The sequence below is a fragment of the Oryzicola mucosus genome (assembly GCF_014534685.1).
GTDB lineage: Bacteria > Pseudomonadota > Alphaproteobacteria > Rhizobiales > Rhizobiaceae > Oryzicola > Oryzicola mucosus.
In genome coordinates, this window is sequence record NZ_JACVVX010000003.1 from 404025 (window position 1) to 422514 (window position 18490).

Consider the following 18490-nt stretch of genomic DNA (forward strand, 5'->3'; position numbering starts at 1 on the left):
CATCGGGGTAGCGGGATGGATATGACAAGCAACATGCAGGCCGCGCATACAGCGGCCACCAATGCCGAAAGCTACCGGCGCGCAGGGCGTATCAAGGTGCTGGTCATCGCTGCGAGCTTCGTCGGCCTGCTGCTGCTTGCCGGCAGCGTCGCGATCACCGGCATTTCCGAAACCAGCCTCGGTACCCTGTTTGCGGTGGTTGTTGAAAAACTGACCTTCGGCGCTGTTGCCGCCAGTGTCGACCAGCAGCAGGCGCGCGTCCTGCTGCATCTGAGGCTCCCCCGCGTCGTCATGGCGATGATCGCGGGAGCATCGCTCTCCTTCGCTGGTGTGCTGATGCAGGCCATCACCCGCAACCCGCTGGTCAGCCCCTACACAATTGGCGTGTCGTCGGCGGCGGCCTTCGGCGCCTCCATCGCCATCATGTTCGGTGTCGGCTTCTCCGCCGCCGGGCTCTATTTCGTCCCGCTGACGGCTTTCCTGTTTGCGTTCGGCTGCGCAATTCTGGTGTTTTCCATGGCTTGGCTGCGCGGCATGGGCGGCCAGACCATGATTCTTACCGGCATCGCGCTGATGTATCTGTTCAGCGCGATGACAGCCGCCGTCCAGTTCGTCGCCACGCAGGAACAGCTTGCCCGCGTCGTGCACTGGACATTCGGCAGCCTCAACGGCATTCGCTGGGACGCAGTGGGCGTGGCTGCCATTGCCATGGCGGTCGCACTGCCGTTGGCGCAGTTGAAGGCCTGGCAGTTTAACGCGCTGACCACCGCCGGCGACGACGTCGCCCGTTCGCTCGGCATCGATGTAGCGGTGCTGCGCGGACTGGCCGTGTTTCTTTCTGTGACCGTATCCGCTGTGGTCATCAGCTTCACCGGGGTGATCGGCTTCGTTGGATTGATCGGACCGCATGTCGCGCGGCTTCTGATTGGCGCCGACCACCGCTATCTCCTGCCCTTTTCCTGCATCTGCGGCGCCGTGCTGCTTCTGCTGGCCGATACGCTCGGCCGCATCGCCTTCAGCCCGACCGTCATTCCCGTCGGCATCGTCGTCGCTTTTGTTGGGGTGCCAGTTTTCCTGCATCTCGTTCTGTCGCGCCGGTCGGAGTATTTTTCATGACCCCATGCCTCGACATTCAGTCGGTCTGCTTCGGCTACAAGACGCGGCCGGTGCTGCGCGACCTCTCCTTCACGCTGGATAAAGGCCATATACTGGGGCTCGTCGGGCCGAATGGCGCCGGCAAATCCACCCTTGTGCGCATCGTGTTGGGGCTCCTCGCGCCTGGTTCGGGCCGCGTTCTGCTCGACGGGCAGGACCTGCGCGGCATGACGCCCAAGGCGCGCGCGCGCCGCATCGCCTACGTGCCGCAATCCGCGCCGCTAAGCTTTCCGTCCACCGTTTTCGAAACCTGCCTTCTGGGACGGACCCCGCATATGGGCTCGAAACCCGCGCCGCGCGATCTCCAGGTGGTGGAGAACATTTTGACCCGACTGCGGCTGGAGGACTTCGCTTTCCGGCTGCTGTCGGAACTCAGCGGTGGCGAACGCCAGCGCGTCATGCTGGCGCGCGCACTCGTGCAGGAAACGGATATTCTGGTGCTGGACGAGCCGACCAGCGCGCTCGATATCGGCAACCAGCTCTTCACGCTGCGCGTGCTGTCGGAAGTGGTGCGCGAACGCGGCGCGACGGCGCTGGTGGCAATCCACGACCTGTCGCTCGCCGCGCGCTTCGCTGACCGGCTGCTGCTGCTCAACAAGGGACAGGTGGAAGCCCATGGCGAATGGAGCAGCACGCTGACTGAGGCTTCGCTCCGCGACGTCTACGGCGTCAATGTCGAGATCGGCATGGTTCGCGACATCCCGATGTTCGCGCCCTACGAGAACCGCTGATGCGCATCGACCTTGCGGGTTTTGCCCGAGGCGGTCGCGACCATTCACACAGCGAGATGCTGGCGCTGTGTGAGACGGCGGAACGGCTCGGTTTCGAAGGCATATGGTTCAACGAGTTCCATTTCCAGGAACCGCCTCAGGCCTACCCCTCGATCACGATCCTCGCATCGTCCATCCTGGCGCGGACTTCGAGGCTGCGCGTCGGAGCCTCCGCCATCATCACGCCGCTGCACCATCCGCTGCTTCTGGCGGAGGACATCGCTCAGCTTCATTGGCAAAGCGGCGGTCGCTTCGATCTCGGTATTGGGCGCGGTACCCACCAAGACACATTTTGCGCACTGGGCGTCGATATAGACACTGCGCGCGACCGTTTCGAACAAGCCTACGATATCGTCACAGATGCCTGGGCAACGGGGATCGAGACAACGTCGGGCAGAAGCGTCGGCCCGCTTCTGCCCGGCGAAAAGGTGCCGGTCTACGTCGCCGGCACATCGAAGGAAACGCTCGGCTTTGCCGCCCGGAATAAGCTGCCGCTACTGCTGAGCCTCGACCCGCCTGAAGCGGCGCAACTGGCCACGTGCCGGAACATCCTCGCCGAGACCGGCCACGCCTGCGACCTGCGGGAGTCGTCGTTGTCGCGTTATGTCTGCATCGACACGTCCCGCGACCGGGCGATGGAAAAGCTTGACCGCCTGTTGCCACAGCTCCACCAACGCCGCCTGAGAGCCGCCCACGAGGCTGGCCGCGACGTCTCGACCGTCGTCATGCCCGACCGCGAAACGGCGCTTCAGCGCAAGTTCATCGCCGGTTCGCCCGAGGAGTGCGCGGCGCAGCTCGTTGGCCTACAGCGGGAGACTGGGATCCGAGCTGTCCGGCTCGTCTTCAATGGCAACGGGGTGATCGACTGGCAAACCGCCGAACGGGACATGAGGCTGTTTTCCGCACATGTCATGCCGGCGCTGAAGCAACGAGACATCGCCCCGCCCTGAACTCAGAGCGCTCCAAACAGCGGGGCGATGGTTTCGCGATGCGCCACGATGCGGCGTGCCAATCCGACCATGTCGGGCAACGGATGGGTTGGGCCGAGGCCGCGTGCCTTCCGGACATGGGCGAGCGCGGCGTCGAGGCTCGGAAACGCCTCGCCATGCACGAGATGGAGGTAGAGCGCGACGACTCCGGCCGAACGGCTGCGGCCGCCACGGCAATGCACCAGCACGTTACCCTGCCGATGCGGCGGGTAGCTCGTCTTGCCGGGGCTCGCCTGCCCAAGAATGCCGTGCAGCGTGAAAACCGCGCCCAGCACATGCTGCGGCAGGTTTCCCGGCCCGTCGATCAGTCCGATATGGGTCCGGCGCACGACGGAGCCATCCGGCAAGGCCAGCGGCAACAGTTCGATGTTCACCGCAAGGTTCATGGTCGAGGTTATGCCGTTTGCGGACAGCAGATTGGCATTGTCGGCTGCGACGCGATTGCCGATGAACAGTTTGCGAAGCCCGAGCGCATCGCCGCCCAGCACCTCGATCAGCACGGGCAGCGTGTCTTCGTGCTTTTCGCTCAGCGGCGTGGCGTGGTCGTGCGCGGTCATGTGCCGGTTCCTTGCAAACGCTCCGTCTGGCCGAAAACGACCGTCCTGTCGAGCACCAGACGAGAACCAAGTGCGCGGCACAGTTCCGGCATGTCTTCGGGCCGTGCAAACGCTGGAATGACGTATCTTGCGCCGGTGGTTTCGGTCAGGCCCAGAGTATCGGACAGACGCGGGTGAACGTTCCATGGCAACCATTGCGCTCGGCCTTCCGCCAGCAACGCGGCGGCGGGCGTCCCGACAGGAACATGGCTTGAGAACAGGAAGCGGAACCCTTCCCCGCCAGCCAGCAGATCGGCGGACAGGCCGGCCTCGGCATTGGCCTCGACCGCGACGATTATGTCGGAGGGGCGGTAGTCGTCGGACATCGGCAGCTCCTTGAGAACAGACCGCAGACCCGCACGATCCTCCGCCGTCATGCCGTCTCCTTGCTCAGCAGCAAGCCGTTCCATCTCGGCCCGAATCGTCGGGCAGGCTTTCGGCTTCAATCCGCGCTGCGCCAGCACCAAAACCATTTCCGGTCCGCGCCCACCCGATGGGACAGGCAGAACCATGCCGCCCTTTGCAGCCTCCGCGAGCGCCTCGACCTGTTCGGGGAGAGCCGCCTCCCGGTCGCCATAGGACGCGTCGGTGACGACGCAGTCGGCGGGCGGCGGCGCGTCGAACGGCAGGAGCGCCGACTCTGCACTCCAGTCGCCCATATAGAGAAATCCGCCATCCAGCGGAACATGAAACCAGATGCCTCCCGGCGCATGGCCGCTGCGGCCAAGCGTGATCGGCAAGCCCGCGACAACCGCATCGCCGCGCATCGGCAGAGCACGGCGGCGCATGACAGGAAGCACATCGAATGGAAGCTGCTGCAAGGTCGTTTCCGTCGCATAGACTGGCGGATCGCCAATCTCCGCCGCGAGATGCAGCCCGCCGGCATGGTCCATATGGGCATGCGACAGGCAGATCGCATCCACGCGCCCTACGCCAGTCAGATCGGGAAACACTCCGGCCTGCGGCCCCTCGCCCAGATCGAACAGGATACGCCGGTCGGCAACCTCCAACAGAAACGCCGCCGGAAGCTTGCCGCCGACGCCGCTCAGCGCCGTCAGTTTTGCCACGGCAGAGCCCCCTTGGGCAGGCGCGACGACAGGCCGGACGCCACCAGCATCAATGCAAGCACGATGACGATCATCAGGCAGCCGACGGCAGCCGCCAGCGTCGACGAGCCGCCTTCTTCGAGAAACACGATCATCGGCCCGATGGTGCGGGCGCTGGACGACACCAACAGGATCGAGACCTGTATCTCGTTGAGCGCGCTCATGAAAACGATGATGCCGCTGGCAAAGGCGGCCGGTGCGACCAGCGGCACGATGATGTCGCGCATGCGTTGCAGAAAACCAGCGCCAGCGACCTGGCTCGCCTCTTCCAGCGAGCGGTCGATCTGGGCGAAACCACCGAGAACGGGACGCAAGGCCAGCGCCAGGAAGTTCGAGAGATAGGCTGCCAGGATGATCCAGACCGTGCCGTAGATGCTGAACCCCAGCACCGGAAGCGGCTTCAGGAAGAACAGGATCATCGCCACGCCCAACACGATGCCCGGCAGGGCGTAGGACAGCTCCGCCGCCATGTGGATCAGCCGCACCTCCACGCTGCGCTGCCAGCTCAGAAAATAGCCGAGAAACAGCGCCACCACCATCAGCACGATCACCGCCACAGTGGTAAGGCCAAGGCTGGTCAGGAAGGCTTCCCGGATGGAGGCATGGTGCAGCAGCGCGTTGGAATAGTTGGCGAGGGTCAGGGTGGCAAGGCTGAGTTCCTGGCCGAAACCGGTGACCAGCGAGGTCGCCACCAGAGCAGACAAGGGCAGGACCAGGGTCGTTGCCAGAAACACCCAGCAGGCTGCCTCAACCGGGGGACGCCAGCGGCCGAGGTCGATCTGGATCGCGCCGCCGAGCCCCTCCACGCGCGCATCTTTGCGCCGGCCGAGCCAGCCGGAAAAGCAGATGCCGGCTACCGTGATCAGCGACAGCATCAACGCAAGCGAGGCCATGTCGGCCAACGCATCGGGGCCGTAGCTGTTGAGTTGCTGGTAGATCAGCGTGATCAAGGTGGGAAAGCGCGCCGGGATGCCGAGCATGGCCTGAATGCCGAAATTGCCGATGGCCGAGACGAAGGACAGGGCCGCACCTGCGAAGATGCCCGCGCGGGCAAGCGGCAGCAGCACGGTGAAGAACACGCGCCAGCCGCCCGCGCCGGCGGCACGCGCCGCCTCTACCAGATTGGCGGGCAGACGCCGAAGGGCGGCGCGCACCGTCAGGAACACTAGCGGCGCATTGTAGAGACCGAGCAGCAGCACGATACCATATGAGGAAAACAGCGGATGCCGCGCGCCCTGCGGCAGCGTAAGGCCCAACAGGCCGAGCACCGGGCTGGTCGGCGAAAACGCCTGTACCCAGGCGAGCGCCGTCACCTGCGGGGGGATCATCAAGGGCAGGACGAAGCCAAACACCCAGGCCGTCTTGGCGCGCATGTCGGTGTAGACGGTCAGAACCGCTGCCAGGACGCCGACGATCAACGCCAGCACGGTCGAAGCAACGGCGACATAGAGCGAATTCAGCGTTGCGGTGAAGACGCGCTGCTTGAGCAGAAGGTCGGACAGACGCTGCAGGTCGACAAAGCCATCGGGCGCCACGCCGGTCAACGCCAGCCGCAGCAAGGGCGCAAGCGACAGGACGGCGACGAACGCCGCCAGGCCAGCCAGAATGAGCCCCTTGGCCGATATGGAGAACGCCGGCATATGCCGGCGCTCCCTGAGCATGGGCGAGGCCAGATCGGTCATCCGATCAGCCGCCGAAGATCTCGGTGAATTTCTCGCGCACCTGCTTGTCGTCGGCGACGGCCTTGTCGGCGTCCAGCGGCAGCAGCTTGATATCGGAAAGTTTCGGAAAGCCGGCGGGCGGCGCGACAGACGGGTCGATCGGCATGTTGCCCTGCTTGGCGACCAGTTCCTGGCCTTCCTTGGACAGCAAGAAGTCGACGAACGCTTTGGCGGCATCCGGCTGCTTGGCGGTCGAGAGGATCGCGACCGGCTCGGTGATGAAGGAGACGCCATCCTTCGGGAAGATCAGGTCGACCGGCGAGCCGGCTGCCTTGGCGCGGATAACGTCGGCATCGGCAATGATGCCGTATTTGGCGAGACCGCTGGCCACCGCCTTCAACGCAGGGCCATTGCCGCCGTCGGGCGCGATGTCGAGCTCGGCCAGACGCTCATAGAACTCCCAGCCAATGCCGGGCACGTCGATGACGCTGTGCAGGTGGTTGAGCGCAGCACCCGAATAGAGCGGGCTCGGCACGGCGATCTGACCCTTGTTGTCCTCGACCAGCAATTCGCCCCAAGTCTCGACCGGCTTGGCCGACTGGGTGTTATAGGCAATGCCGGTGGAGATGATCTTGGTGCCGAAGAAGGTCATGTCCTTGTCGTAGGTGCTCTTTTCGTATGAGCCGACCTTGGCATCCGCATAGGCCAGAAGCCGGCCTTCGGCCTTGAGCTGGCCGAGATTGATGGTGTCGGCGACCAGGAGCACGTCCGGCTTGACGTCGCCGGCGGCGATCTCGGCGCGCAGCACGTTGAGAAGCTGGCTGGTCCCGTTGCGCGTCCATTCGACCTTGATGTCGGGGTATTTGGCCTGGAACGCATCGACGGTCTGCTGGGCAATTTCAGGCGACTGCGAGGTATAGAGGGTCAGTGTCTCGGCATGGGCGGTGCCTGCCATCAGAAGCAGGGCGAAAGCGGAAACGAGGCGCATGAGAAGGTCCTTTTTGATCGGTAAGGGTGATATGGTCAGGCAGCGGCGGGGATGACCCAGCCATCGTCGATACGCACGGAAATTGCATGTCCGGGCGCAACCGCACGGTCGAGAGGGGCATGCAAGGTCAACGACAGCTCGGGCATCGCGTCGGGATGGAAATCGACCTGGTTGTGGCTGCCGCGATAGACGACGCGCTCGACGGTGGCGGAGAACCCCTCCCCGTCGTCATTGGCAAGGGCAAGATCATTGGGATGCACGCTGAGCTGCGCGCCGGCACGACCGGACAGCGGCGCACGCACGCGATGGGGCGTACCGAACACTTCAGCCATCACCTGCCCCGGCTGCGAGGCAGCGGCAATACTGCTGGCGGGCAGGATCAGGCCATTGCCGATGAAGCGCGCCACCATCTCGTCGCGCGGTTCGCGATACAATTCGTGCGGACGGGCAAACTGCACGAGCCGGCCCTTATCCATCACCGCGATACGGTCGGCCAGAGCCATGGCTTCGGACTGGTCGTGCGTGATGTAGAGCATCGTCGCACCGGTGCGCTTATGGAAACCGAGGAACTCCTTTTCCATCGAAGCGCGCAGATGGACATCCAGATTGGCGAGCGGCTCGTCGAGCAGCATCACCGACGGGTTGGCGGCGAGGCAGCGAGCAAGCGCGACACGCTGGCGCTGTCCGCCGGACAGATCGGCCGGCGCACGTTCGGACAGGTCGCGCATGCCCACCGCATCCAGTGCATCGAGGCTTTTCCGCTTGCGTTCGGAGGAGCCGACGCCGGCGATCTTGAGCGCATAGCCGACATTGTCGCCAACGCTCATATGCGGCCAGAGCGCGTAGTTCTGAAACACGATGCCGACATTGCGTTTTTCGGGTGGCAGGGTGAAATGCTTGTTAGACACTTCGACACCTCCAAGCGCGATCGAACCGTCGTCCAGTTTTTCAAAGCCCGCGAGAAGGCGCAGCAAGGTGGTCTTACCGCAGCCGGACGGGCCGAGAATGGCGACGAACTCGCCCTTGTCGATGCGCATCGAAACACCGTCCAACACGCGCTTGCCAGCGTAGCTCTTGGCGGCATTGTCGATATCGATCGCGACCAAAGGTCTTGTCCTAAGCACTTGTCTTGTCTGGAATTTCAAACTAGGCGCATCCTGCTTCAGTTTTGTGACAGTGCTGTCGGCTATGGAAAAGTGCCGGGAATCGGCCAATGCCGATGGGATCAGGCACCTGGAATCGCGGCGCTTCATCCGCTTTCAGATCGGATCGATCTCGACGACGAACAGGCTGCAGCTTGGCCCCGACGATGATACCAATTTGTCGCTGGCATCGCAGACCAGACAATCGAAGCGTCGCAGCGGGGCGTCCAGCCCCTCGACATGGCAGAGGTCAGTGGCAAAGATCGCCGTGTGGGCGCTTGTCGTCACGATTGTCATCGGAGCTGATAGCGCGAGGCGCCGGACCCTATGACGACAATGGCTGCGCCGGGTCATGACGTTGAGATCGACGATCGGCCCATTCGTGAGCCGCGCCCAAGTTGGCGCATCACCAAGGAACGACAACGGATTGGTGTATTTGGTCAGGACGTGGCTGCCCATACCTTCGATGTCGAGCGCCATGCCCTCCCCGTCGAGGATGCTCAAGGTGCGGTCGATGCCTTCGAAAACCGAGAACGGCCCGTCGCTGGCGACCGTCGCCATGCTGATCCGCCAGCCAAAGTCGCTGACAGACGCATTGGCAGGAAAGGCAAGGATTTCAGCGGTTTCGCCGCCGCCGTTCTTCCACAGCATGCGGCGATAACTTTCGGCTCTGAGCCGCCGCACCGGGTCAGTTCCCCAGAATGCCGGGCAGCCGCAGGCCTTGTTCCTTGGCGCAATCCAAGGCGATGTCGTAGCCTGCATCGGCATGGCGCATGACGCCGGTGGCCGGATCGTTCCACAAAACGCGCTCCAGCCGGCGCGCCGCATCGGGGGTGCCGTCGGCGCAAATGACCATGCCCGAATGCTGCGAAAAGCCCATTCCGACCCCTCCGCCATGGTGCAGCGACACCCATGTCGCACCCGACGCGGTGTTGAGCAGCGCGTTGAGCAACGGCCAGTCCGAGACGGCATCCGAGCCGTCTCTCATCGCTTCCGTCTCGCGGTTCGGCGAGGCGACCGAGCCCGAGTCGAGGTGGTCGCGGCCAATGACGACAGGCGCCTTCAACTCGCCGGACCGGACCATTTCGTTGAAGGCAAGCCCAAGCCTGTGGCGGTCGCCCAGCCCGACCCAGCAGATGCGCGCCGGCAGGCCCTGGAAGGCGATGCGCTCGCGCGCCATGTCGAGCCAGTTGTGCAAATGCGTGTTGCCGGGCGTCAGTTCCTTCACCTTGGCGTCGGTCTTGTAGATATCCTCCGGATCGCCCGACAAAGCGGCCCAGCGGAAAGGCCCGATGCCGCGGCAGAACAGCGGACGGATATAGGCCGGAACAAAACCCGGAAACGCGAAGGCATTTTCGAGACCCTCGTCCTTGGCGACCTGGCGGATGTTGTTGCCGTAGTCCAGCGTCGGCACGCCCGCGTCCCAGAAGGCGACCATGGCCTCCACATGGGTACGCATCGACGCACGCGCCGCGGCCTCGACCGCTTTGGGGTCGCTCTCGCGCTTGACCTTGTGCTCGGCAACGGTCCAGCCGGCTGGCAGATAGCCGTTCAGCGGATCATGCGCCGAGGTTTGGTCGGTAACGATGTCGGGGCGCGGTCCGCCCGCCTGCATGCGGCGCACGAGTTCGGGAAAGATGTCCGCCGCGTTGCCCAAAAGGCCGACCGACTTCGCCTCGCCCGCCTTGGTCCAGCGCTCGATCATTGCCAGTGCCTCGTCCAGGCTCGTTGCCTTTTCGTCGACGTAGCGGGTGCGCAAACGGAAATCGATGCGGGTCTCGTCGCTTTCGACGGCGAGGCAGCAGGCGCCGGCCATGACGGCTGCCAGCGGCTGCGCGCCACCCATGCCGCCGAGCCCACCCGTCAGGATCCACTTGCCCTTGAGGTTGCCGCCATAATGTTGCCGGCCGGCTTCGACAAAGGTCTCGTAGGTGCCCTGCACGATGCCCTGCGTGCCGATATAGATCCACGAGCCGGCGGTCATCTGGCCATACATGGCGAGACCCTTCTTATCCAGTTCGTTGAAATGGTCCCAGGTCGCCCAGTGCGGCACGAGGTTGGAATTGGCGATCAGCACACGCGGCGCATCCTTGTGGGTGCGGAAGACGCCGACCGGCTTGCCGGACTGAACCAGCAGGGTCTCTTCTTCCGTCAGGGTCTTCAACGTGGCGACGATGCGATCGAAATCCTCCCAGGTGCGCGCCGCGCGGCCGATGCCGCCATAGACGACAAGCTCGTTGGGGTTTTCGGCCACGTCCGGGTCGAGATTGTTCATCAGCATGCGCAAGGGCGCTTCCGTCAGCCAGGACTTGGCGTTGAGCTCGGTGCCGCGCGGGCTGCGTACCTCACGGATGTTGTGACGCGGATTGGTCATGATGCCCCCTGTGCGAGCTGGCGCGCAGCAATATCAATGCGCGAAAGGATTTTTTGGAGATGAACGCGCAGGCGTTCGGCCTTGGCGTCGTCATAGGCGAAGGGCGGCGTCTCCGTGGCAAGATGGGTGGACTGCGCCAGTTCCATCTGGACGGCATGGATGCCCTCTTGAGGCCTCCCATAGTGCCGTGTGGTCCAGCCACCCTTGAAGCGGCCATTGAGAATGCCGGTATAGCCGATCGCTTCGGCCACGGTGTCGACCACGATCTTCTCAATGGCCGGGTCGCAGGTTTTTCCCATGTCCGTGCCGATGTTGAAATCGGGCAAGGTGCCTTCGAACAGGAATGGGATTTGCGAGCGGATCGAGTGGCAATCGTAGAGCACGGCATAGCCGTGAATGGCTTGCACCCGCTCGATCTCTGCCGCCAACGCGTGGTGATAGGGCGCATGGAAAGCCTCCACCCGCCCGGCGATGTCGGCATCCGTCGGCGCCTGCCCGTCCTTCCAGATCGGCAGCCCGTCGAAATCCGTTTCCGGGACCAGCCCGGTGGTGTTCTGGCCGGGATAAAGGCTGGAGCCGGCTGGATCGCGGTTGGCGTCGATGACGTAACGGTGGAACGTCGCGCGAACAGTGGTGGCACCTTCGACCAGGCCGTCATAGAGCCGATGGATATGCCAATCGGTATCGGCCAGAAGTTTTCCGTTGTCGTTGAGGCGCTCCCAGATGGCAGGCGGGACATCGGTGCCGGTGTGCGGCAGGCCGAGGATGAGCGGCGAAGTGCCTTGGTGAAGGAGGACGGGGGTCATTGATATGCCTCCAGCCCCAGATGCGTCCAACATCCCTACCCCTCCAACCCCGGCAATATCCCAGCCGACACCGCAGCGCACAGCCGTCCTTCGGCGACGAGCGAGGACGCGGCGGCGAGGTCGTCGGCCATGTAGCGGTCTTCCTCCAGCGTCGGCACAACAGTGCGGATCGCGGCAATCGCCTTGGCGAGTTCTGGGCTCGTTTTCAGCGGCGCACGCAGTTCGACGCCTTGCGCGGCCGTCAGCGCCTCGATGCCGATGATGCCAAACAGGTTGTCCGTCATCTGCAACAGCCGCCGCGCTCCATGGCATGCCATCGACACATGGTCTTCCTGATTGGCGGAGGTGGGCGTGGAATCAACCGAGGCCGGATGCGACATCTGCTTGTTTTCGCTCATCAAGGCGGCTGAGGTGACCTCGGCTATCATCAGGCCGGAATTCAGCCCCGGCTTCTTCGCCAGGAAAGCGGGCAGTCCGTAGGACAAAGCCGGATCGACCAGCAGCGCGATGCGGCGCTGCGCAATCGCGCCGATCTCGCAGACGGCGAGCGCGATCTGGTCGGCGGCGAAGGCAACCGGCTCGGCGTGAAAATTGCCGCCCGAGACCACCGAATTGTCCGACAGCACCAGCGGATTGTCGGTCACCGCATTGGCCTCGATCTCCAGCGTACGGCCCACGGACCGCAACAGATCGAGGCAGGCACCGTCGACCTGCGGCTGGCAGCGGATGCAGTAGGGGTCCTGCACGCGCTCGTCACCCTCGACATGGCTCTGGCGGATGATCGAGTTCTCTAGCAAGGCGCGCAACGTCGAGGCCGTGTCGATCTGGCCCTTATGGCCGCGCAGCGTGTGGATATCGGGATGGAACGGCGCGGACGAGCCCATCGCCGCATCCGTCGACATCGCGCCGGTGACCAGCGCCGCCTGTGCGGCGCGATGGGCGCGGAACAAGCCGGCGAGCGCGAGCGCGGTCGACGTTTGTGTGCCATTGATCAGCGCCAGCCCTTCCTTGGCGGCGAGCACGACCGGCTCAAGGCCGGCCTGTTCCAGTGCCTCGCGCCCGCCTAGCCTGTGGCCGGCAAAGAAGGCTTCTCCCTCGCCCATCATGACGGCGGCCATATGCGCCAGCGGGGCGAGGTCGCCGGAGGCGCCGACCGAGCCTTTTTCCGGAATGACGGGAATGACACCCTTTTCAAGCATCGCCTCGATCAGGCGCACCAGTTCCAGCCGGACGCCGGATGCGCCGCGGCCGAGCGAAATCAGCTTCAGCGCCATGATCAGCCGCACGATGCTTTCCGGCAGGGGCGCGCCGATGCCGCAGCAATGCGACAGGATCAGATTGCGCTGCAAGGTCGCGACATCGGCTGCCTCGATCTTGATCGAGGCAAGTTTGCCGAAGCCGGTATTGATGCCGTAGACCGGCTCGTTTCCGGCTGCGATCTCTGCGATGCGCGTCGCCGCCTTGCGGATTCCGGCATCGAAGGATGTGTCCAGCCGAACGGGCTCGCCGGTCCGGTAGAGGGTTTCGAGATCGGCCAAGCGCACCTGTCCGGGATGGAGAATGATGGTCAACGGTCGATCCTTTCGCCCCTGAAGACTTGAGCATGCAGCGGGTTGAAGCCGATGCGGTAGACGAGTTCGGCGGGGCTCTCGATGTTCCAGACGGCGAAGTCGGCCGATTTGCCGGCTTCCAGCGTTCCCGCCTCGCCCAAAAGCCCAAGCGCACGCGCCGCCTCGCGCGTCGCGCCGGCAACGCACTCTTCGACCGTGAGGCCGAACAGCGTGGCGGACATGTTCATGGTCAAAAGCAGAGACGTCAGCGGCGAAGTGCCGGGATTGCTGTCGGTGGCAATCGCTATTTTCGTACCGGCGGCGCGCAGGGCGGCAACCGGTGGCTTGTGCTTTTCCTGAAGTGCATAGAACGCGCCCGGCAGCAGTACGGCGACGGTGCCGGCAGCGGCCATTGCCTGCACGCCCTTCTCGTCGAGATATTCGAGATGGTCTGCCGAAAGCGCGCCATAGGAGGCCGCGAGTTCCGCGCCGCCGAGATGCGACAGTTGCTCTGCATGCAGTTTGACCGGCAGGCCGCGCGCCTTGGCGGCGTCGAAAACCCCAGCAATCTCTTTTACTGAAAAAGCGATGCCTTCGCAGAACCCGTCGACCGCATCGACCAGCCCCTCCGCATGCGCCTGCTCGAGACCCGGCAGGACCACATCCGAGATGTAGTCGCCGTTGCGGCCCTTGTAGTCCGGCGGTGTGGCATGTGCGGCGAGCCACGAGGTGACAACCCGCACTGGCCGCACGGTCGCAAGCTGCCGTGCGGCGCGCAGCATCTTCAGCTCGGCCTCGATGTTCAGTCCGTAGCCGGACTTGATCTCGATGGTCGTCACGCCTTCCGCAAGCAGGGCGTCGAGGCGCGGCAAGGAAGCCTGAACGAGCGCGTCGACAGACAGCGCATTCGTCGCCTTGACCGAGGACAGGATGCCGCCTCCGGCGCGGGCGATATCCTCATAGGACGCGCCTTCCAGCCGCATTTCGAATTCACGCGCGCGGTTGCCGCCATAGACGATGTGGGTGTGGCAATCGATCAAGCCGGGCGTAACCCAGCGCGCGCCGAGATCGACGACGTCGACCGCAGCGATTGAGGGATCGAGGCCGCTGCGTGGGCCGGCATAGACGATGCGCCCGTTTTCGACGGCGATGGCACCGTCTTCGACAAGGCCAAGGCCCGGCGCAGCTGGATCAAGGGTGGCAAGCCGCGCATTGACATACAGCTGAGGGGCGTCGGTCTGCCCGTTACCGCCGCTGGAATTTTTTCGTTCCGCCATGCGCCTCGCCTTCCAACTCCAGAAAACATGTATATACATAATAATTGCCTGGCAAGCGAAATTCCGCGTGCCATGCTATCGAACGATCAAAACAGGAGAGAGTCCATGCCAGGTCTGTTTGCGCGTTCGGCCTTTCTCCCCGAAGGCTGGCGAAGGGATGTTCGCTTCACCTTTGCCGACAGGCAGATTGCGACGGTTGAGACGGATGCTGTGGCGCAAGCGGGCGACGAAAGCCACGACGTCGTTCTGCCGGGCATGCCCAACCTGCACAGCCACGCCTTCCAGCGCGCCATGGCAGGCCTCGCCGAAACACGCGGACCAGGCGACGACAGCTTCTGGAGTTGGCGCACCACCATGTATCGCTTCGCGCTGTCGATGACGCCGGAGCAGGTCGAGGCGGTCGCGGCACAGCTTTACATGGAAATGCTGGAGGCCGGCTTTTCGCGCGTCGGTGAGTTTCACTATCTGCATCACGACCGCGACGGCTCCGCCTATGGCGACATTGCGGAAATGGCCGAGCGGATCGGTATGGCGGCTGGTGAGACCGGCATCGGTTTGACACTTCTTCCGGTATTTTACGCCCATTCCGGCTTTGGCGGTGCGGTCCCTGTTGAAGGACAACGCCGGTTCATCAACACGCTCGACAGCTTTTCCCGATTGTTCGAACGCTGCGGCGATGTGGTGCGCGCCCTGCCCGGCGCGGTGCTGGGAGTGGCTCCGCACAGCCTGCGCGCCGTGACGCCGGAAGAACTGGAAACGGTTGTCGCACTGGCTGGCGACCGGCCGATCCACATCCATGTCGCCGAGCAGCTCAAGGAGGTCGAGGATTGCATCGCCTGGTCGGGCGCTCGACCGGTCGATTGGCTTCTGGACCACGCCCCCGTGAATAGCCGCTGGTGCCTGATCCACGCCACCCACATGACCGACGACGAAACCCTGCGCATGGCGAAAAGCGGCGCAACCGCGGGCCTATGCCCGATCACGGAAGCAAACCTCGGCGACGGAATCTTCAACGCACGGCAATTTTTAAATGCAGGCGGCAGATATGGTGTCGGATCGGATTCCAACATCCGGGTCTCGCTGCCCAGCGAACTGAGCCAACTCGAATATTCCCAGCGTCTCGGACTGCACGCCAGAAACATCTTTGCCGCACAGCCTGGATCGTCCACCGGAACGGCACTTTACGAGCAGGCCGTGCTGGGCGGCGGCATGGCGCTTGGCGCGAAAGCCGGACTGGCCGCCGGCAACCGAGCCGACCTCATCTCCCTCGACACAACAGCGGTTCCTTATCTCAAGACGGAACAGCTGCTCGATGCCTGGATTTTCGCAGAGGGCGTCAAGGTCGATTGCGTCTGGACGTCCGGCCGAAAACAGGTGGAGAACGGACGCCACCGCTTGCGCGATGCGATCGGTCGGCGCTTTCTCCATACCATGCAGGAACTGTTGGCGGCATGAACCGCATCATCATCCGTGACGCTGGAGAGACGATGGACATTGCCAGGGATGCGACGCTGCACCAGCGCATCTTGAACGAATTGGAAAGCCAGATCGTTTCCGGCGCATGGCCGCCCGGCCATCGCCTGCCCTTCGAGGTTGATCTGGCCAAGCAGTACGGATGCTCGCGCATGACAGTCAACAAGGTCATGACGCAGCTTGCCAAGGCCGGTCTGATCGAGCGGCGCAAGAAATCGGGCAGTTTCGTCACACAGCCGCAAGCGCAATCCGCCGTTTTGGAAATCCACGACATCAAGACGGAAGTCGCTTCGCTCAAGCTCGCTTATTCCTATGCACTGCTGGCGACGACGGAGCGCGAGGCGGATATCGAGGACCGTCGGCGGCTCGACCTTGAGAAGCCCGGTCCGGTGCTGGAGGTGCGCTGCATGCACCTGGCTGCGGGAGACCCCTTCTGCCTCGAGGAGCGTCTGATCAATCTGGAGGTGGTGCCGGACGCGCGACACGCCGATTTCAGCAATGTCGCCCCAGGCCCCTGGCTCCTCGAGCGTGCGCCATGGACCGCTGCACAACACCAAATTCAGGCGGTCGGGGCGGATCGCGAGACGGCAAAGCTGCTGAAGCTCAAACCAGAAACGGCCTGTCTGGTGATCGAGCGGCGGACCTGGAATACCTTCGGTCCGGTAACACATGTCCGCTTTACCTATCCCGGCACCAGGCATCGGGTCGTCGCCGACTTTCAGCCTTCGAGCAGTCAGCCGCGCTGAAAAGCTAGAATTTCGGTCGTGTATGTCCGGCCTTGCGGGCAGCGGCGATAACCGTGTTGGCCATCAGCATGGCAATCGTCATCGGGCCGACGCCGCCGGGGACGGGCGTGATGGTCGAGGCGACTTCGGAGACTTCGGCAAAGGCGACATCGCCGACAAGCCTGGTCTTGCCTTCGCCCTTGTCTGGCGCAGGCACGCGGTTGATGCCGACGTCTATCACCGTCGCACCCGGCTTGATCCAGTCCGCCTTGACCATCTGCGGACGACCAACCGCAGCCACCAGAATATCGGCGTTGCGGCAGACCGCGGCCAGGTCGCGCGTGCGCGAATGCGCCATGGTGACCGTGGCATTGGCGTTGAGCAGCAACTGAGCCATCGGCTTACCGAAGAGATTCGAGCGACCGATGACTACCGCGTTCAGGCCCGAAAGGTCCTCGCCATGGGCGCGGCGCACGAGAATCATGGCGCCCGCAGGCGTGCAAGAGATCAATCCGGTCTCAAGGTCGCCCACCGCCAGCTTGCCGGCATTGACGACATGCAGCCCGTCGACATCCTTTTCGGGCAGGATCGACTGGATGATCGGATCGCTCTGAAGCGGTTTGGGCAGCGGCAGTTGCACCAGAATGCCATGGATGGACGGATCGGCGTTCAGCTTTGCCACCAGAGCGGCCAGTTCGTCCTGACCGGTCTCAGCCGGCAAAGTGTGCTGGACCGAGTTGAAGCCGCATTCCTTTGCCATGCGCCCTTTGGCGCCGACATAGGCGTGGCTTGCCGGATCGTCGCCAACGATCACCACGGCAAGGCCGGGCTGGACGCCATACCCACTCAGCAGCGCCTGCGTTTCGGCCTTGACCGCCTCGATGACGGAGACGGCCGTCTCCTTGCCGTTGATGATCGCCGCCATATTGTTCAGCCCATCCGTTCCGAGGCATAGCTGCCGGGGCTTGCCGGGAAGACCACCGTACGGTTGCCGTTGATGAAGGTTCGATGATGGATGTGGGCGTGAATAGCGCGCGCCAGCACCTGCGCCTCAACATCGCGGCCCAGCGAGACGTAGTCGTCGGGGCTTTGTGCGTGGGTGATGCGGACGGTGTCCTGCTCGATGATCGGGCCTTCATCCAGGTCGGCCGTCACGTAGTGCGCCGTCGCCCCGATCAGCTTCACGCCGCGTGTATAGGCCTGCTTATAGGGATTGGCCCCCTTGAAGGACGGCAGGAAGGAGTGGTGAATGTTGATAACCTTGCCCGACATCTTGCGGCACAGATCGTCCGACAAAACCTGCATGTAGCGGGCGAGCACGATCAGTTCCGTGCCGCTCTGCTCGACCAGATCCATCAACTGGGCCTCGGCCTTGGGTTTGTTGTCTTTCGTCACCTTGATGTGGTGAAAGGGAATGTCGTGATTGACCACCAGCTTTTGATAGTCGAAATGGTTTGACACAACTGCAACGATATCAATGGGAAGCGCGCCGATCTTCCAGCGATAAAGAAGGTCGTTCAGGCAATGTCCGAAGCGCGACACCATCAGCATCACCTTCATGCGATGCGCCGGGTCGTGGAACTCGTACTGCATGTCGAAGGGCGCGGCGACCTCCGCGAAATCGGCAGTGATGGTGTCGAGCGCAACCGCCGTTTCGGAGATGAAGCTGACGCGCATGAAGAACAGGCCGGTCTCCAGATCGTCGAACTGCGAGCTGTCGACGATGTTGCAACCCTGCTTTGACAAATAACCGGAGATGGCGGCAACGATGCCGCGGGTGGACTTGCAGGATACGGTGAGGACGATGCTGTTCACGGGTTATGTTCCTTGGTCAGTCTCGAGTCGCGCTTTTACAGCATGCCGTACCGCAGCGTCACC

At 63.5% G+C, this 18490-nt stretch carries 17 protein-coding genes; 5 read left to right on the forward strand and 12 right to left on the reverse strand.

Translation table 11 applies throughout. From position 1 onward, the window contains the following. The first annotated feature begins 15 nt into the window (after positions 1–15). Genes ICI42_RS12150 through ICI42_RS12160 form a run of 3 tightly spaced genes read left to right on the forward strand, consistent with a single transcriptional unit; the run spans position 16 to position 2875 of the window. Complete coding sequence (locus tag ICI42_RS12150) at positions 16–1116, forward strand: FecCD family ABC transporter permease (protein WP_230980296.1); 1101 nt, start codon at positions 16–18, stop codon at positions 1114–1116. Beyond that, positions 1113–1886, forward strand: coding sequence for an ABC transporter ATP-binding protein (locus tag ICI42_RS12155; RefSeq protein ID WP_188164833.1), 774 nt, complete (start codon positions 1113–1115; stop codon positions 1884–1886). The genes ICI42_RS12150 and ICI42_RS12155 overlap by 4 nt, the downstream gene beginning before the upstream one ends. Further along, positions 1886–2875 (forward strand): LLM class flavin-dependent oxidoreductase, encoded by a 990-nt coding sequence (locus tag ICI42_RS12160; protein WP_188164834.1) that lies wholly within the window; start codon positions 1886–1888, stop codon positions 2873–2875. The genes ICI42_RS12155 and ICI42_RS12160 overlap by 1 nt, the downstream gene beginning before the upstream one ends. 2 nt (positions 2876–2877) lie before the next feature. Here the strand turns inward: ICI42_RS12160 and ICI42_RS12165 are convergent, their stop codons facing one another. The 10 genes from ICI42_RS12165 to hutI form a co-directional block, all read right to left on the reverse strand. Beyond that, positions 2878–3471, reverse strand: a complete 594-nt coding sequence (locus tag ICI42_RS12165; RefSeq protein ID WP_188164835.1) for a dual specificity protein phosphatase family protein — start codon at positions 3469–3471, stop codon at positions 2878–2880. Next, positions 3468–4577, reverse strand: coding sequence for an MBL fold metallo-hydrolase (locus tag ICI42_RS12170; protein WP_188164836.1), 1110 nt, complete (start codon positions 4575–4577; stop codon positions 3468–3470). The genes ICI42_RS12165 and ICI42_RS12170 overlap by 4 nt, the downstream gene beginning before the upstream one ends. Next, complete coding sequence (locus tag ICI42_RS12175) at positions 4565–6298, reverse strand: ABC transporter permease (protein WP_230980297.1); 1734 nt, start codon at positions 6296–6298, stop codon at positions 4565–4567. The genes ICI42_RS12170 and ICI42_RS12175 overlap by 13 nt, the downstream gene beginning before the upstream one ends. Positions 6299–6302: 4 nt before the next feature. Further along, positions 6303–7265, reverse strand: a complete 963-nt coding sequence (locus ICI42_RS12180; protein WP_188164837.1) for an ABC transporter substrate-binding protein — start codon at positions 7263–7265, stop codon at positions 6303–6305. Positions 7266–7300: 35 nt separating this feature from the next. Then, on the reverse strand, positions 7301–8371 hold the full coding sequence (locus ICI42_RS12185) for an ABC transporter ATP-binding protein (RefSeq protein ID WP_210317159.1): 1071 nt from the start codon (positions 8369–8371) through the stop codon (positions 7301–7303). A gap of 153 nt (positions 8372–8524) precedes the next feature. After that, the gene (locus ICI42_RS12190; protein WP_188164839.1) at positions 8525–9091 is read right to left on the reverse strand and encodes a HutD/Ves family protein; all 567 of its coding nucleotides are present in this window, start codon (positions 9089–9091) and stop codon (positions 8525–8527) included. Positions 9092–9095: 4 nt separating this feature from the next. Next, positions 9096–10781, reverse strand: coding sequence for a urocanate hydratase (hutU, locus tag ICI42_RS12195; RefSeq protein ID WP_188164840.1), 1686 nt, complete (start codon positions 10779–10781; stop codon positions 9096–9098). Further along, complete coding sequence (hutG, locus tag ICI42_RS12200) at positions 10778–11587, reverse strand: N-formylglutamate deformylase (protein WP_188164841.1); 810 nt, start codon at positions 11585–11587, stop codon at positions 10778–10780. The genes hutU and hutG overlap by 4 nt, the downstream gene beginning before the upstream one ends. 35 nt (positions 11588–11622) lie before the next feature. After that, positions 11623–13158, reverse strand: a complete 1536-nt coding sequence (gene hutH / locus ICI42_RS12205) for a histidine ammonia-lyase (protein WP_188164842.1) — start codon at positions 13156–13158, stop codon at positions 11623–11625. Then, the gene (hutI, locus tag ICI42_RS12210; RefSeq protein ID WP_188164843.1) at positions 13155–14414 is read right to left on the reverse strand and encodes an imidazolonepropionase; all 1260 of its coding nucleotides are present in this window, start codon (positions 14412–14414) and stop codon (positions 13155–13157) included. Before hutI ends, hutH begins: the two co-directional genes overlap by 4 nt. Before the next feature lie 105 nt (positions 14415–14519). Between hutI and ICI42_RS12215 the strand changes: the two genes are divergently transcribed. Next, positions 14520–15869: a formimidoylglutamate deiminase gene (locus ICI42_RS12215; protein ID WP_188164844.1), complete on the forward strand. Its 1350-nt coding sequence runs from the start codon at positions 14520–14522 to the stop codon at positions 15867–15869. A 32-nt stretch (positions 15870–15901) separates the two neighbouring features. Continuing rightward, a complete protein-coding gene (gene hutC, locus ICI42_RS12220) occupies positions 15902–16633 on the forward strand; it encodes a histidine utilization repressor (RefSeq protein WP_188165068.1) in 732 nt (243 codons plus the stop codon). 4 nt (positions 16634–16637) lie between these two features. Here the strand turns inward: hutC and folD are convergent, their stop codons facing one another. Further along, the gene (folD, locus tag ICI42_RS12225) at positions 16638–17537 is read right to left on the reverse strand and encodes a bifunctional methylenetetrahydrofolate dehydrogenase/methenyltetrahydrofolate cyclohydrolase FolD (RefSeq protein ID WP_188164845.1); all 900 of its coding nucleotides are present in this window, start codon (positions 17535–17537) and stop codon (positions 16638–16640) included. 5 nt (positions 17538–17542) lie between these two features. Next, positions 17543–18427: a formyltetrahydrofolate deformylase gene (gene purU, locus ICI42_RS12230; RefSeq protein WP_188164846.1), complete on the reverse strand. Its 885-nt coding sequence runs from the start codon at positions 18425–18427 to the stop codon at positions 17543–17545. Positions 18428–18490: the final 63 nt, after the last annotated feature.

Coding starts and splice junctions, on each gene's coding strand:
- ICI42_RS12150 (WP_230980296.1), top strand. CDS start 16: ATGGATATGACAAGCAACATGCAGGCCGCGCATACAGCGGCCACCAAT.
- ICI42_RS12160 (WP_188164834.1), top strand. CDS start 1,886: ATGCGCATCGACCTTGCGGGTTTTGCCCGAGGCGGTCGCGACCATTCA.
- folD (WP_188164845.1), bottom strand. CDS start 17,537: ATGGCGGCGATCATCAACGGCAAGGAGACGGCCGTCTCCGTCATCGAG.
- hutU (WP_188164840.1), bottom strand. CDS start 10,781: ATGACCAATCCGCGTCACAACATCCGTGAGGTACGCAGCCCGCGCGGC.
- ICI42_RS12175 (WP_230980297.1), bottom strand. CDS start 6,298: ATGACCGATCTGGCCTCGCCCATGCTCAGGGAGCGCCGGCATATGCCG.
- hutI (WP_188164843.1), bottom strand. CDS start 14,414: ATGGCGGAACGAAAAAATTCCAGCGGCGGTAACGGGCAGACCGACGCC.
- ICI42_RS12155 (WP_188164833.1), top strand. CDS start 1,113: ATGACCCCATGCCTCGACATTCAGTCGGTCTGCTTCGGCTACAAGACG.
- ICI42_RS12180 (WP_188164837.1), bottom strand. CDS start 7,265: ATGCGCCTCGTTTCCGCTTTCGCCCTGCTTCTGATGGCAGGCACCGCC.
- ICI42_RS12215 (WP_188164844.1), top strand. CDS start 14,520: ATGCCAGGTCTGTTTGCGCGTTCGGCCTTTCTCCCCGAAGGCTGGCGA.
- ICI42_RS12165 (WP_188164835.1), bottom strand. CDS start 3,471: ATGACCGCGCACGACCACGCCACGCCGCTGAGCGAAAAGCACGAAGAC.
- hutC (WP_188165068.1), top strand. CDS start 15,902: ATGGACATTGCCAGGGATGCGACGCTGCACCAGCGCATCTTGAACGAA.
- hutG (WP_188164841.1), bottom strand. CDS start 11,587: ATGACCCCCGTCCTCCTTCACCAAGGCACTTCGCCGCTCATCCTCGGC.